The organism is Rhizobacter sp. (assembly GCA_019635355.1).
GTDB lineage: Bacteria > Pseudomonadota > Gammaproteobacteria > Burkholderiales > Burkholderiaceae_C > Rhizobacter.
Map to the genome: position 1 here is coordinate 403,067 of JAHBZQ010000001.1, position 13,179 is coordinate 416,245.

General features: G+C 69.4%; 8 protein-coding genes. 4 read left to right on the forward strand and 4 right to left on the reverse strand.

All coding sequences use genetic code 11. From position 1 onward, the window contains the following. The first annotated feature begins 2 nt into the window (after positions 1 to 2). The gene (gene phoR, locus KF892_01775; GenBank protein MBX3623713.1) at positions 3 to 1,364 is read left to right on the forward strand and encodes a phosphate regulon sensor histidine kinase PhoR; all 1,362 of its coding nucleotides are present in this window, start codon (positions 3 to 5) and stop codon (positions 1,362 to 1,364) included. On the opposite strand, the gene KF892_01780 is transcribed toward phoR, so the two are convergent. The 4 genes from KF892_01780 to trxA all read right to left on the reverse strand — a co-directional run bounded on the left by KF892_01780 (position 1,361) and on the right by trxA (position 5,337). After that, positions 1,361 to 3,037 (reverse strand): hypothetical protein, encoded by a 1,677-nt coding sequence (locus tag KF892_01780; protein ID MBX3623714.1) that lies wholly within the window; start codon positions 3,035 to 3,037, stop codon positions 1,361 to 1,363. The genes phoR and KF892_01780 overlap by 4 nt on opposite strands. A gap of 126 nt (positions 3,038 to 3,163) precedes the next feature. Next, the gene (locus KF892_01785) at positions 3,164 to 3,418 is read right to left on the reverse strand and encodes a type B 50S ribosomal protein L31 (protein MBX3623715.1); all 255 of its coding nucleotides are present in this window, start codon (positions 3,416 to 3,418) and stop codon (positions 3,164 to 3,166) included. Positions 3,419 to 3,508: 90 nt separating this feature from the next. Continuing rightward, positions 3,509 to 4,771: a transcription termination factor Rho gene (rho, locus tag KF892_01790; GenBank protein ID MBX3623716.1), complete on the reverse strand. Its 1,263-nt coding sequence runs from the start codon at positions 4,769 to 4,771 to the stop codon at positions 3,509 to 3,511. A gap of 236 nt (positions 4,772 to 5,007) precedes the next feature. Further along, positions 5,008 to 5,337, reverse strand: a complete 330-nt coding sequence (gene trxA, locus KF892_01795) for a thioredoxin TrxA (GenBank protein MBX3623717.1) — start codon at positions 5,335 to 5,337, stop codon at positions 5,008 to 5,010. Between the two features lie 101 nt (positions 5,338 to 5,438). On the opposite strand from trxA, the gene KF892_01800 reads away from it, so the two are divergent. The 3 genes from KF892_01800 to KF892_01810 all read left to right on the forward strand — a co-directional run bounded on the left by KF892_01800 (position 5,439) and on the right by KF892_01810 (position 13,175). Beyond that, positions 5,439 to 7,988 carry a PD-(D/E)XK nuclease family protein gene (locus KF892_01800; GenBank protein MBX3623718.1) on the forward strand — a complete coding sequence of 850 codons (2,550 nt, stop codon included), beginning with the start codon at positions 5,439 to 5,441 and terminating at the stop codon, positions 7,986 to 7,988. After that, positions 7,985 to 11,191 (forward strand): UvrD-helicase domain-containing protein, encoded by a 3,207-nt coding sequence (locus KF892_01805; protein MBX3623719.1) that lies wholly within the window; start codon positions 7,985 to 7,987, stop codon positions 11,189 to 11,191. Before KF892_01800 ends, KF892_01805 begins: the two co-directional genes overlap by 4 nt. Positions 11,192 to 11,330: 139 nt before the next feature. Beyond that, positions 11,331 to 13,175, forward strand: a complete 1,845-nt coding sequence (locus KF892_01810) for an HDOD domain-containing protein (GenBank protein MBX3623720.1) — start codon at positions 11,331 to 11,333, stop codon at positions 13,173 to 13,175. Positions 13,176 to 13,179 lie beyond the last annotated feature (4 nt).

Consider the following 13,179-nt stretch of genomic DNA (forward strand, 5'->3'; position numbering starts at 1 on the left):
GCGTGGACTGGCTGTTGACGAGGCTCCTGGTCACGGCGATCGCCGTGGCACTGGGTGGCTTCGTGGGCTACCTTGCCGGCCATGCCGCACGTGCGCCCGTGGTGGGTGCCGTCATCGGCTGCGCTGTGGGCGCGTGCGTGGTGGTGCTGGCCGACACCTTGCGTGGCTACCGGCTCTCGCGCTGGCTCAGCGGCAGCCAGGAAGGCCAGGCGCCACGCGACACCGGCTTCTGGGGCGAGATCGGCTACCGCGTCGAGCGTTCGATCCGGCTGCGCGAGAAGAGCATGCAGACCGAGCAGACACGCCTCGCGCAGTTCATCTCGGCGATGGAAGCCTCACCCAACGGTGTGCTGCTGCTCGACGAGGCTGACCAGATCACGTGGTGCAACGCGATGGCCGCCAACCACTTCGGCCTCGACCCCGAGCGCGACAAGCGCCAGCCCGTGACCAACCTCGTGCGTGCGCCGGTTTTCGTGGCGCACCTGCAGGCTGGCCAGTACGGCGAGACGCTGCTCATCCCCGACCCGCGTGGCCGTGGGACGCTGTCGGTGCTGGTCCGCCACTACGGCGAGGGCCTGAAGCTGGTGCTGTCGCAAGACGTCACCGAGCGCGAGCGTTCCGAGGCGATGCGGCGTGACTTCGTGGCCAACGTGTCGCACGAGATCCGCACGCCGCTCACGGTGCTGGCGGGCTTCATCGAGACGATGGGCAACCTGCCGCTGACCGAAGTCGAGCGCCGCCGTGTTCTCACGCTGATGTCGCAGCAGACCCAGCGCATGCAGACGCTGGTGAGCGACCTGCTGACCTTGGCGCAACTCGAAGGCGGCCCCCGCCCGCCGATCGACCGCTGGGTGCCGGTGAGCAAGCTCATCGGCCAGGCCCATGCCGATGGTGCATCGCTCTCGATGGGGCGGCATCAGTTCACGGTGTCGGAAGACATCGACGCGCAAATCGCCGGGCTGGAGAGCGAGTTGATGAGCGCCGTCGGCAACCTCGTGACCAACGCCGTGCGCTACACGCCTGAAGGCGGGCGCATCTCGGTGGTGTGGCGCCGGCGCGATGACGGTTCGGGCGAGATCACGGTCAGCGACACCGGCATCGGTGTGTCCCGTGAACACATTCCCCGGCTGACCGAACGCTTCTACCGCGTGGACGGCAGCCGCTCGCGGGAGACGGGCGGCACGGGGCTGGGGCTTTCCATCGTCAAGCACGTTGTGCACCGGCACGGCGGTGAGCTCGACGTGCAGAGCGAACTGGGCAAAGGCTCGAGTTTCAGCCTGGTGTTTCCGGCGGCGCGGGTGCGTGTACCGGAGGCGCCGACCCCGCTCGACGCCAAGGCGGTGGCCGAGAAGGTGCCGCGCTAACGCGCGGTCGAGCCGTCGCCGCTGCGGCGGTAGACCGCGACGACTTCGTCCTTGTCGACCGGCCGCCGCTCACGTGCCACCAGCAGCCAGCCGGTCGGGGCGGGTGCGCGTCGGTTGACGGTCTCGGTCAGCAGCAGGAACTCGCAGCGTGTCGCGCCAGCGGACGAGTTGCCTTCGACGCGGTAGTCGCCGAAGTATTCGAGCGCTGCGATCTGAGCGCGCGACATGCCGGGGGCGGCGATGCAGGCGTCACGCGGCACGTGCTGGGTGATGCGCACGATGAGCGGCCGGTAGCTGCGCGCGTAGTCGAAGAGCGGCAGCCCGAGCGACATCACGAGCATCCAGCACACCGCCACGCCGCTGGCCGGCAACACCATGCTCTTCCACAGTGGATGTCGGTTGCGCCCGGTGCGCCACTGCACGAGCCAGAGCCAGGCGAGCGTGCCCAGCACGGCCACGGTGAGCGCGATGCCGGAGAACTTGGGCACGAAGCCCGGCGCGAGCTTCATCACGTTGGCCGCGGGCTTGGCGGGGAAGCCGGTGTAGACCGAGGCGTAGATCACCCAGATCGCGATCACCCAGGCAGTGAAGAAGAACACCGAGAACCAGTCGATGGCGGACGACGTGCCGCGGTGCAGGGTGGGCAGGGCGAATGCGGCCAGCACCGCAAGCGCTGGCAGGGCGAGCATCAGGGCCCGGTCGGAGCCGCCCATCGCGACGCAGGCCACGAGACTGACCAAGGCGCTCCCCAGCGGCACGGCGATGTGACGGTGCATCAGGTGAGAACGCCAGCGCCACAGTGTCCACAGGGCCAGCGGCCACGCCGGCCAGGTGAACCAGGCCAGCAACCTCACCACGCTGAACAGCTGGCCGGGGTAGGCATAACCGTTCGTGCGCCAGCCCCAGGCTTGCAAGGAGAGGGCGACGACGGCGGCCAGCGCGGCAGACAAGACGATCCAGGTCGTGAAGCGCCGGGCCGGCGCGTAGCTCGAGTACCAGCAGGCCAGCGCGCCTGCGCCGGCCAACATCATCGCGATGCTAGGCGCGCCGCTGCCGGCCAGCACCGGCAACGCAACGAGCGCTGCCGCGCGGCTTTGCCAGGGCCTGAACGGGCACGCCGCGAGGGCGTAGAGGAAGAGGGCGACGCTTGCGAGCTGCGCCAGTTCAGGTGTGGTCTCGTGCCCCAGTTGCAGCAGGCCCAGGCACGCGATCAGCGCCAGCAAGGCGCCGTCGGCGATGGCGCGGGCGTAGTCCACCGGGCTTGCTTCGCCGCCGAAGGCGAACGGCACCGGCTGGGCCGCATCGGTGCGCGCGAGGTGGTAGGTGCTGTACCAGGTCCACAAGAAGGTGAGCCCGAGCAGGATGGCGAACGGCACGCGCGCTGCGAGTTCCGGTGCCACGAGCCCGCCCGACAGCTTGATGAACAGCGCCCCCAGCCAATAGGGCAGCAGGGCGGCATCGGCCGGCAGGCCGCCGACCATCGGCGTGAGCCAGCTCGTGTGGCCCTGCGCGATGTTGACCATGTAGCCGAACGCGGAGATGTCGGCGCTCTTCCACGGGTCCCGGCCGAAGACACCCGGCAGCAGGTAGGCGGCACACAACAGGATCAGGGCCACCCGCGGCAGGCGGCTGGCGGCGCGTTCGGTGACGAGGGCGGGCTTGGGTGTGTTCAAGCTGGAGTTCTGTGAGGCGTTGCGTCAGCAGGCAGACGGCGATGATGCAGCAACTTCGGCACGCGTCTGCCGAGGGCAACAAAAAAGGCAGCCGAGGCTGCCTTTTGGTGTCGCACTGTCGAGCGATTACTTCTTGAGGTGCGCAAACTTGTTGCGGAACTTCTCGACGCGACCGCCGAGCGAGTCGACGCTCTTTTGCGTGCCGGTGTAGAAGGGGTGCGATTCGCTGGTCGTTTCGAGCTTGAACAGCGGCACTTCACGGCCGTCGTCGAGCTTGATGGTTTCCTTGGTCTGGGCGCACGAGCGCGTCACGAACTTGAAACCGTTGGACAGGTCGACGAAGCAGACGTCGCGGTAGTTCGGGTGAATGCCTTCTTTCATGGGGACCTCTACTTGTCAGGGTCGGGAGCCACGCCGAACCGTTCGGCGCACTTTCCGGATGGCGGAAAACCCGCGATTATGCCACGCAGCTCAACCGCCGCGACGCATCATGTCGAAGAAATCGAGGTTGTTCTTCGTGGATTTCATCTTGTCGAGGATGAATTCCATCGCCTCGATCTCGTCCATCGGGTAGAGCAACTTCCGCAAGATCCAGGTCTTTTGCAGGATCTCGGGCTTGAGCAGCAATTCCTCGCGCCGCGTGCCGCTCTTGTTCAAAAGGATCGACGGGTAGACCCGCTTCTCGGCCATGCGGCGATCCAGGTGGATTTCGCAATTGCCGGTGCCCTTGAATTCTTCGTAGATGACTTCGTCCATGCGGCTGCCGGTGTCGACCAGCGCGGTGCCGATGATGGTGAGCGAGCCACCTTCTTCGATGTTGCGCGCGGCGCCGAAGAAGCGCTTCGGGCGCTGCAGCGCGTTGGCATCGACACCGCCGGTGAGCACCTTGCCCGACGAGGGCAGCACGTTGTTGTAGGCGCGGGCGAGGCGGGTGATCGAGTCGAGCAGGATTACCACGTCCTTCTTCATCTCGACGAGACGCTTGGCGCGTTCGATCACCATTTCGGCCACCTGCACGTGGCGGGCAGCGGGTTCGTCGAAGGTGGAGCTGATGACTTCGCCGCGCACGGTGCGCTGCATTTCCGTCACTTCTTCCGGGCGCTCGTCGACGAGCAGCACGATGAGGTAGACGTCGGGGTGGTTGGCGACGATCGCGTGCGCCAGGTGCTGCATCATCACCGTCTTGCCGCTCTTGGGCGGTGCCACCAGCAGCGCGCGCTGGCCTTTGCCGAGTGGGGCGATGAGGTCGATGATGCGGCTGGTGATGTTCTCGTCGCCCTTGATCTCACGCTCGAGCTTGAACGCCTCTTTCGGGAAGAGCGGCGTCAGGTTCTCGAACATGATCTTGTGCTTGCTCTCCTCGGGCGTCACGCCGTTCACGCGGTCGACCTTCACCAGCGCGAAGTAGCGCTCGCCGTCCTTCGGCACGCGCACTTCGCCTTCGATCATGTCGCCGGTGTGCAGGTTGAAGCGGCGGATCTGGCTGGGCGAGAGGTAGATGTCGTCGGTCGACGCCATGTAGCTCGCATCGGGTGCGCGCAGGAAGCCGAAGCCATCGGGGAGCACTTCCAGCACGCCGTCACCGAACACCTGCTCCCCGGCCTTCGCGCGCTTCTTCATGATCGCGAACATCAGCTCCTGCTTGCGCAGGCGTGAGACGTTCTCGATCTCCAGTTCCTCGCCCATCTTGATGAGCGCGGACACGTGGAGGGCTTTCAGTTCGGAGAGGTGCATGGGCGATGACCCTGGTGAGAACGCCGATGGGCTGTAGGCCGGCGTTGCGCCTGACGCACTGCGATGGCTACCGCAATGGAAACGCTTGCAATGAACGCTCCATTCGACGAGCGTTGCGGGACTTTGGAGTTTGGGGCCGAACCGACGCGCCGTATGCGGGCGTGGTGGCTTGAGTCTTCAGGCGGTGACGCGGTGCGGGCTTGGAACCTGCGGACCGCGCCAACGCGATAGCGGAATTATAGATGACCGTCGAGGAACGCCGTCAACTGGGCTTTCGACAAGGCGCCCACCTTGGTCGCGGCAAGCTGGCCGCCCTTGAACAGCATCAGCGTCGGGATGCCGCGGATGCCGAACTTCGCGGGCACGTCGCGGTTCTCGTCGACGTTCATCTTCGCGATTTGCAGGCGGCCGTCGTAATCCTTGGAGACTTCGTCGAGAATCGGCGCGATCATCTTGCAAGGGCCGCACCATTCAGCCCAGTAGTCAACCAGCACCGGCTTGCTCGACTGGAGCACGTCGCTCTCGAACGATGCATCGGTGGTGTGTTTGATCAGTTCACTGCTCATTGTCTTGTCCTCGGCTGGGGCCGCTCGTGGCGAGCGGCAAGGCGGAATGATTCTGACACAAAGCCCCTTTTGCCTCCCTCTGGTGCGGTCTCGATCTATTTATGGCTGTGATAGCTCGGCTGGCTCTTGAAAACGGTGCCGGATGGGCCGACATCGCCGCGCGCATCAGCGAATGGGCGGGTGCACGCGCGGTGGCGCGGCAGGCGCTGGTGGTGCTGGTGCCTTTCGCGCAGCAGCTCGCGCCGGCACGTGCGGCGTTCGCGAGGCTCGGGGGCTGGCAGCCGCGGGTCGAGACCACGCGAACGATGGCCGCGTCGATCGGCCCTGCCCCTCGGGGCGGCGAGGGGCAGATCAGCTTCGACGCGGCGACCGATCGACTCGACGCGGCCCGGCTGCTGCGCGGTCAATCATGGGTGCCCCGCGATCCACTGGCGTTCGATGACGCCGTGTCGGCGGTCGTCACCACCGCACATGCCGTGCTCAAGGCGGCGGCTGCCGTCGAGCCTGCGGCGCGCGCGGAACACTGGCAGCGCGGACGCGAACTGATCGCGCCAGTGGCCGGCGTGGGTGCGATCGAACGTGCGCTGGCGCGCGTGGCGTTGGAGTGGGCCGCTGCCTCAGCGCCGCCGATCACCGATGTGCTGTACGCCTGCCGGCCGGGTGCCTGGGTCGTGGTGCAGTCGGGCGGCGAAGACGCGCTGGCGCGCAGCGTGATGAGCTCGATGCCCGACACGGTGCCGTGCCTGCTGCTCGACGTCGATGCGCATGTTCACGAAGCCTTGGCGCCGTCGATCGCGATGGCCCGTTGTGAAGGCTTCGAGCATGAAGCCGTCTGCGCCGCAGCCCAGGTGCTGGAGCATCTGCGTCGCGGTGAGGTGCCGGTCGCGCTGGTTGCACAAGACCGTTTGCTGATGCGCCGTGTGCGGGCGCTGCTCGAACGCCAGGGCGTCGGCTTGCAAGACGAGACCGGCTGGAAGCTGTCGACGACGCGCGCGGCGGCGCAGGTGATGGCCTTGCTGCGCGCCGCAGCGCCGCAAGCGTCGAACGATCTCCTGCTCGACTGGCTCAAGACCACTGCCTGGCCGCAATCCGCGGTGGCGCAGATCGAGGCTGCCTGCCGGCGCGAAGGCTGGACGCAGCTCCGCGCGATCGACGCCGATCTTCTGCGCGGTCGGGCCGTCCCACTCCTGGCGGAAGCGACGGCGTTGCTCCAGACCTTCGCCAGCGCACGCCGCCAGACGCTGTCGGAGTGGCTGCGCATCCTGCGCGAGGGTTTGAGCAGCAGCGCCGTGCTCGCGCCCATGCTGGCGGACGACGCCGGCGCGCAAGTCCTGCAGACGCTGCACATCGAGGAGCCCGCCGCGTGGTCCACACAGGCCGCGCAAACGTCCATGAGCCTGGCCGAGTTCAGCGCCTGGGTCGATGCGGCGCTCGAAGACGCCTCGTTCATCCCACAAGCCGCCCACGACGCGAGCGTGGTCCTCACGCCGCTCGCGCGGCTCACGCTGCGCCCCTTCGCGGCGGTGGTGTTCCCCGGTGCGGACGACCATCACCTCGGGGTCGATGCCGGCCCGCACCCCTTGCTGAACGAAGCCCAGGCCGAAGCCTTGGGCGTGCCCACTGCGCGGCAGCGCCGACGTGCCGAGTCGCTGGCATTTGCGCACGCGGTGAGCCGCGCGCCGGTCACCTTCTTCCATCGGCATGCCGACGGCGCAGAGCCGCTGGCGCCCAGCCCGTTGCTCGAACAACTCGGCTTGCGGCTCGCCTCGGTGGGCCGCACCTTGGAGCCCTGGGCGGACCCACGCCTCACCGTGCGGCTCACGCCCAACCCGGTCACGATGCCGGCACCTTCGGCCGCGGCGCTGCTGCCGGCGCGCCTGTCGGCGAGCGCCTGTGAAGCGCTGCGGGCCTGCCCGTATCGCTTCCATGCGCTGTACCTCTTGCGTGTGCGCGAGGCCGAGGAACTCGACGACGAGGTCGAGCAGCGCGACTACGGCAACTGGCTGCACGACGTGCTGCTCAAGTTCCACACCCAGCGCGGCGAGCCCGCACCGGCCGAGGTTGAAGCGGCCCGCCTGCTGGCCATCGCGCAGGAGGAGAAAGCGCAAAAAGGTCTGGACGACGCCGACTTCCTGCCGTTCGAGGCCGGCTTCATCGACCTCGTGCCGCGCTACATCGCCTGGCTGCACGAGCGTGATGCGCAAGGTGCCCGCTTCTGGCAAGGCGAGCAGGAGCGCGAGATCGCGCCGGCCGAATGGCAGGGCATCCGCCTCTACGGCCGCATCGACCGCATGGACGAGGTGCGCGGCCCCGCGCTGGAGTTGATCGACTACAAGACCGGCAGCGCCGCAGGCCTGAAGGAGAAGCTGCGCCAGCCGCTCGAAGACACGCAGCTCGCGTTCTACGCGGCCCTTGTGCAGCCCGAGACGCAGCACCCGATCCACGCGAGCTACCTGGCGCTCGGCCGCAAGATCGAATCGCTGCCGCACCCCGGCGTGGAAGACAGCGCCAGCGCACTGGTCACGGGTGTCGGTGCCGACCTTGCGCGCATCCGGCAAGGCGCCGGCCTGCCAGCCTTGGGCGAAGCGCCGACCTGCGACTTCTGCGAAGCCCGTGGCCTGTGCCGGCGTGACCACTGGAGCGGTGCATGAACACGCCCGCCTACCGAGCCGACGGCCATCTCATCGAACGCGAGGCGTTCTACGCCATCGCCTGCGACCCGCAGCGCAGCGTGGTGGTCGAAGCCTGCGCCGGTGCTGGCAAGACCTGGATGCTCGTCTCGCGCATCCTGCGCGCGCTGCTCGAAGGAGCACAGCCCCAGGAGATCCTCGCCATCACCTTCACCCGCAAGGCGGCCGGCGAGATGCGCGAGCGCCTGCAGGAATGGCTGCGGGCGTTTTCTTCTCACGCGATGGACGACGCGGGCCGCGTGCAGCAGCTCCAGCTGCGCGGGCTCGACGCCGCCCAGGCGCGCACGCTCGCACCCGCCCTTGGCCGCCTGCATGAAACGCTGCTGGCCGGTGGCCGCAGTGTCGAGATCCGCACCTTCCACGCCTGGTTCTCCCAGCTCCTGCGTGCTGCGCCGCGCGATCTGCTGGCCGAGCTCGGCCTCGCGCCCGGCATGACGTTGATGGAAGAGCTGGACGACCACCGCGCCGCGGTCTTCCGCCGCTTCCACGCCGCCGTGGCGGCCGACGCTGCGCTGCGTGCCGACCACGCCGCACTCGTGCAGCGCCGTGGCCGCGACCGGCTGCGCAAGTGGCTGGAAGCCGCGCTCGACAAGCGCGTCGAACTCGAGCTGGCCGACGCCTCCGGCGTGCTCGAGGCCAGCATGCCCCCGCCCGATTGCGAAGGCCACCCCTGCGAGGCGCTCAAGAGCGCCACCTGGCGCGACACGCTGCTCGCGTTGGCCCAGGCGCTGGGGCAGGGTGGTGCGAAAGCGCAGGCGGCGGCCAACGGCGTGATCGATGCGCTGGCCATGTCGGACGGCGAGGCCTTGTTCCAGAGCTTGTGGAAAGCGCTCTTCACCGACAAGGGCACGCCGCGCAAGCTGGGCGATCTTCCTCAGCTGGCGCTCGTGGCCGACGACCTGGAGCGTGTGCGCGCCCAGGTGCAGCAGCACGAGGTGCACCACGAGCACCTGCAGCTCGTGCGCCTCTCGCGCGTGCTGCTGCGCGAGCTGGCCGACTACAAGCGCACGCGCGGCCTGGCCGACATGGCCGACCTGGAGCGTTGTGCGCTCGCGCTCTTGCGCGATGTGAGCCTCTCCGGCTGGGTGCAGGAGCGGCTCGACATGCGCATCCGCCACGTGCTGATCGATGAGTTCCAGGACACGAGCCCGCTGCAGTGGCACGCGTTGCACAGCTGGCTCTCGGCCTATGCCGGCGCGGGCGGTGGCGCGAGCGGGCAGCGTCCGCCGGGGGTCTTCATCGTGGGCGACCCCAAGCAGAGCATCTACCGCTTCCGGCGCGCCGAGCCGCGTGTGTTCGGCGCGGCGCGCGAGTTCGTCACCGAAGGCCTGCACGGCCACTGGCTCGCCTGCGACCACACCCGGCGCAACGCACCCGAGGTGCTGGGCGCGGTGAACCATGTCTTCGAACAGGCCGAGCGCGAAGCGCGCTACGACGGCTTCCGCCCGCACACCACCGAGCTCGCGCCGCTTGCCGGGGCGGGCGTCTACGCCTTGCCGCCGGTGCTGCGGGTGAAGCCCGTGAAGGGCCTGCCGGCACAGCCCTCGTTGTGGCGAGACAGCCTCAGCGTGCCGCGCCACGAGCCCGAAGCCCAGCTGCGCGAGCAGGAGGCACGTTACGTCGCGCACGCGATCCAGGAGCTGCTGCACGGCGGCCATGCGCGGCCGGGCGAGGTGTTCGTGCTGTGCCGCAAACGGGCGTCGCTGCGCCTGGTGGCGCACGAGCTGCAGGCCCTGCATGTGCCGCACGCCGCAGCCGAAGACCATGCGCTGATGGACGCGGCCGAAGTGCGTGACCTCGTGGCCGTGCTCGACGTGCTGGCCTCGCCCGAACACCGCCTCTCGCTCGCGCATGCGCTGCGCAGCCCGCTCTTCGGTGCGAGCGACGACGATCTGGTGCAGCTCGCCCTCGCCGCGCGAGACCACGGCGGCGACTGGTGGCCCGCGCTGAAGCAATCGCCCAGCGCCGCACTGGCGCGTGCCGCACGCCTGCTCGCGTCATGGCAAGACGCCGCCGCACAGTTGCCGCCGCACGACCTGCTCGACCGCATCGTCTTCGAAGGCGAGGTGCGCGAGCGTGTGGCCGCCGTCGTGCCGCCCGAGCAGCGCCTGGCCGCGCTCAACGCCATCGATGCGCTGCTGGCGCAGGCCCTCTCGCTCGACGGCGCGCGCTACGCCACGCCCTACAACTTCGTGCGCGCCCTCAAGCGCCGCCTGCTCAAGGCAGCCGCACCTGTGCAGCCCGATGCGGTGCAGTTGCTCACGGTGCACGGCGCCAAGGGCCTGGAGGCGAAGGTCGTGTTCGTGATGGACGCACAACCCGAAGCCGCCAAGCCCGACACCGCCACGCTGCTCGTCGATTGGCCGGTCGACGCCGACCGCCCGCGGCGCTGTGCCTTCCTCTATTCCGAAGCCCAATGCCCGCCGTCGCTGCGCGAGCTCATGGCCGACGAGCTGAAAGCCCGCGAGCGCGAAGAGCTCAACGGGCTCTACGTCGCCATGACCCGCGCCCGCGAGCGCCTGGTGTTCAGCCGCACCGAGCCGCATCTCGCCGGGGCATCGTGGTGGGCGCGCGTCGAGGCGCTCGCGCAGCCGTGGCAGCCGGCGGCACCCGCCCAGGCCGTGGTCGACGAGGTCTCGCCCATCGAGCTGCAGGTGCTGCCCGCCGGGCCGCCCGCCCGCCCGGCGCCCGTCGCGCCACGCTCGCCCGACACGCCCGCCACCCGGCTCGGCCAGGCGGTGCACCGGGTGCTCGAATGGGCCACCGGCCAGCCGGCCGTGGTCGATCTGGCCGACCTCGCCGAGGCGGCGGCAGCCGAGTTCGGCGCCCCCGCCAGCGAAGTCGCGCGCGTGGCCGGCGCCATCTGGCGCAACCCGCAGTGCCGTCGTTTCCTCGCCGGCCCGGGCCTGCTGTGGGCGGGCAACGAGGTGCCGATGGCCGACGGCGGTGAGGTGCTGCGGCTCGACCGCCTCGTGCAGCTCGACTACGCGAGCGGCCCCACCTGGTGGGTACTCGACTACAAGCTCGCGCTTCGGCCCGGCGAGCAGGCCGAATACCGTGAACAAATGCTGCGCTACCGGCGGGCGGTCGCTGCGCTGGTGCCAGGCGCCCCGGTGCGCTGCGCGCTCGTCAACGGCCAGGGCGACGTGATCGAAGTCACATGAAGCCGCGTCCGGCACCGCCCGAAGCGGCGGCGCCGGAATAGAGGCCTCTTTTCGCGCCTGATCCGCGCATTGATTCACGCCCCCGGGCGCTCCAATCCGAGCAGGCGCGCCATTTGCGCGCAAGCTGCCATGCGCTTTCATGCTTGAAACGGAACACGCTCCGCCGAAACCGAACCCCACGCGGGTGCTCGGTCGTTTCGAGCTGCGCCAGTTGCTGGGCAAGAGCGAGCGCACGATGGTCTGGCTCGTCCATGACCCGCGCTCGGCCCAGGAGCTGATGCTGACGCTGCCGCGCGTGCAGCCTTCGACGCCGGCCGCCGCCGAACTCTGGCTGTCGGACGCGAAACACGCCGCGCGCCTGAACCACCCGAACCTCGCCCACGTGGTCGAGATCGGCGTGCAGGAACACTGGCCCTACATCGCCGTCGACCGGGCCCTGGGCACGACGCTCGGTGAACGCCTGGCCGCCAACCCGAAGCTCACGGCGGAAGACGCGGTGAGCTGGGTCACCCAGGCGCTCGAGGGCCTGGCCTTCGCCCACGAGGCCAGCCTCGCGCATGGCGACCTGCAACTCCACCAGATCCTCATCAGCGAGCAGGGCACCGTGCGGGTGATGGCGCTCGGCGCCGGCCTGCCCACCGCGGTGCTCGCCGAGCAGGCGGCCCACGACCGGGTGATGCCGCTCGACCCGAACCGCCTGCGCCAGTCGCGCGAAGCCGCGGTGCGCGACGTGCTCACGATGGGGCTCGTGCTGTACCACGTGCTGGCGGGCACCCCGGCGCTCGAAGAGCCCGACACCGGCCGCGTGGTCGATCGCCTCCCGCCGCAGGGCCGTGAGTTCGTGCGCCTGCCCTGGAGCACGCCGCAGCCCATTCCCGAAGCGCTGCGCGCCATCGCCAACCGCGCCACCACGCACCAGGAGCGCCAGCGCTACCACAACGCCCGCACGCTGCTGGCCGCGCTCAACGGCTGGCGCGAGACGGCCGCACAAGACAGCGGTGCGCTCGCCTTGCTGATCGACCGCCTGCGCACCGTGGGCCATCTTCCCGCCGCGCCCGGCGTGGGCGCGCGCGTGGCGCGCCTGGCCGTGGCCGAAGGCCAGCGCACCGACGAGATGGCGGCCAACATCCTGCAGGACATGGGCCTCTCCTTCGAGCTGCTGCGCACCGTGAATTCGGCGCAGGTGCAGGGCACGCAGGTGTCGGGCAACGGCCCGGTGCTGACCTTGCGCCGCGCCATCGCGCTCGTGGGCCTGAAGGGCGTGCGGCAGGCGGCGGCGTCGCTGCGGCCGTGGCCGGGGCCGCTCTCGGAGGCGCAAGCCACCACGATGCAGCGCCTGCTCGACCGTGTGCGCCTCGCCGGCCATGCCGCGCAGGCCCTGCGCCCGGCCGGCTACGACCCCGAAGTCGTCTACCTCATCACCGCGTTGCAGAACCTCGGGCGCCTGATGGTGCAGTACCACTTTCCCGACGAGGCGGCCCAGATCCGCGAGCTCATGAAGAGCGCCCCGGCTGCCGAGCCGGGCGAGCCCGACCTGCCGGGCATGACCGAAGAGGCCGCCGCCTTCGCGGTGCTCGGGGTCGACATCGAATCGCTCGGAGCCGCCGTCGCCAAGCATTGGGGCCTGCACGAAGACGTGCTCTACATGATCCGCCGCCTGCCCACCCACAAGCCGGTGCGCGTGGCCGACACCGACAGCGACATGCTGCGCGTGACCGCCAGCGCCGCCAACGAAGCGGTCGACGCCGTCACCGAAAACCCGCCGCAGCGCGTGGGCCCTGCGTTGCAGCAGGTGGTGCAGCGTTATGGCCGCGCCCTGTCGATCACGATGAAGGACCTGACCGAAGGCCTGCAAGCCGCCCGCGGCACGCTGCAGCACGGGCCGACCGGCGTGGTGCCGCGTGCGCCGCGCCGCGAAGAGGCCGAGCCGGGCGACCCCGGCACCACCGATTTCTCGGCGCTGCTCGCGTCGCGCAAACGCTGAAGGC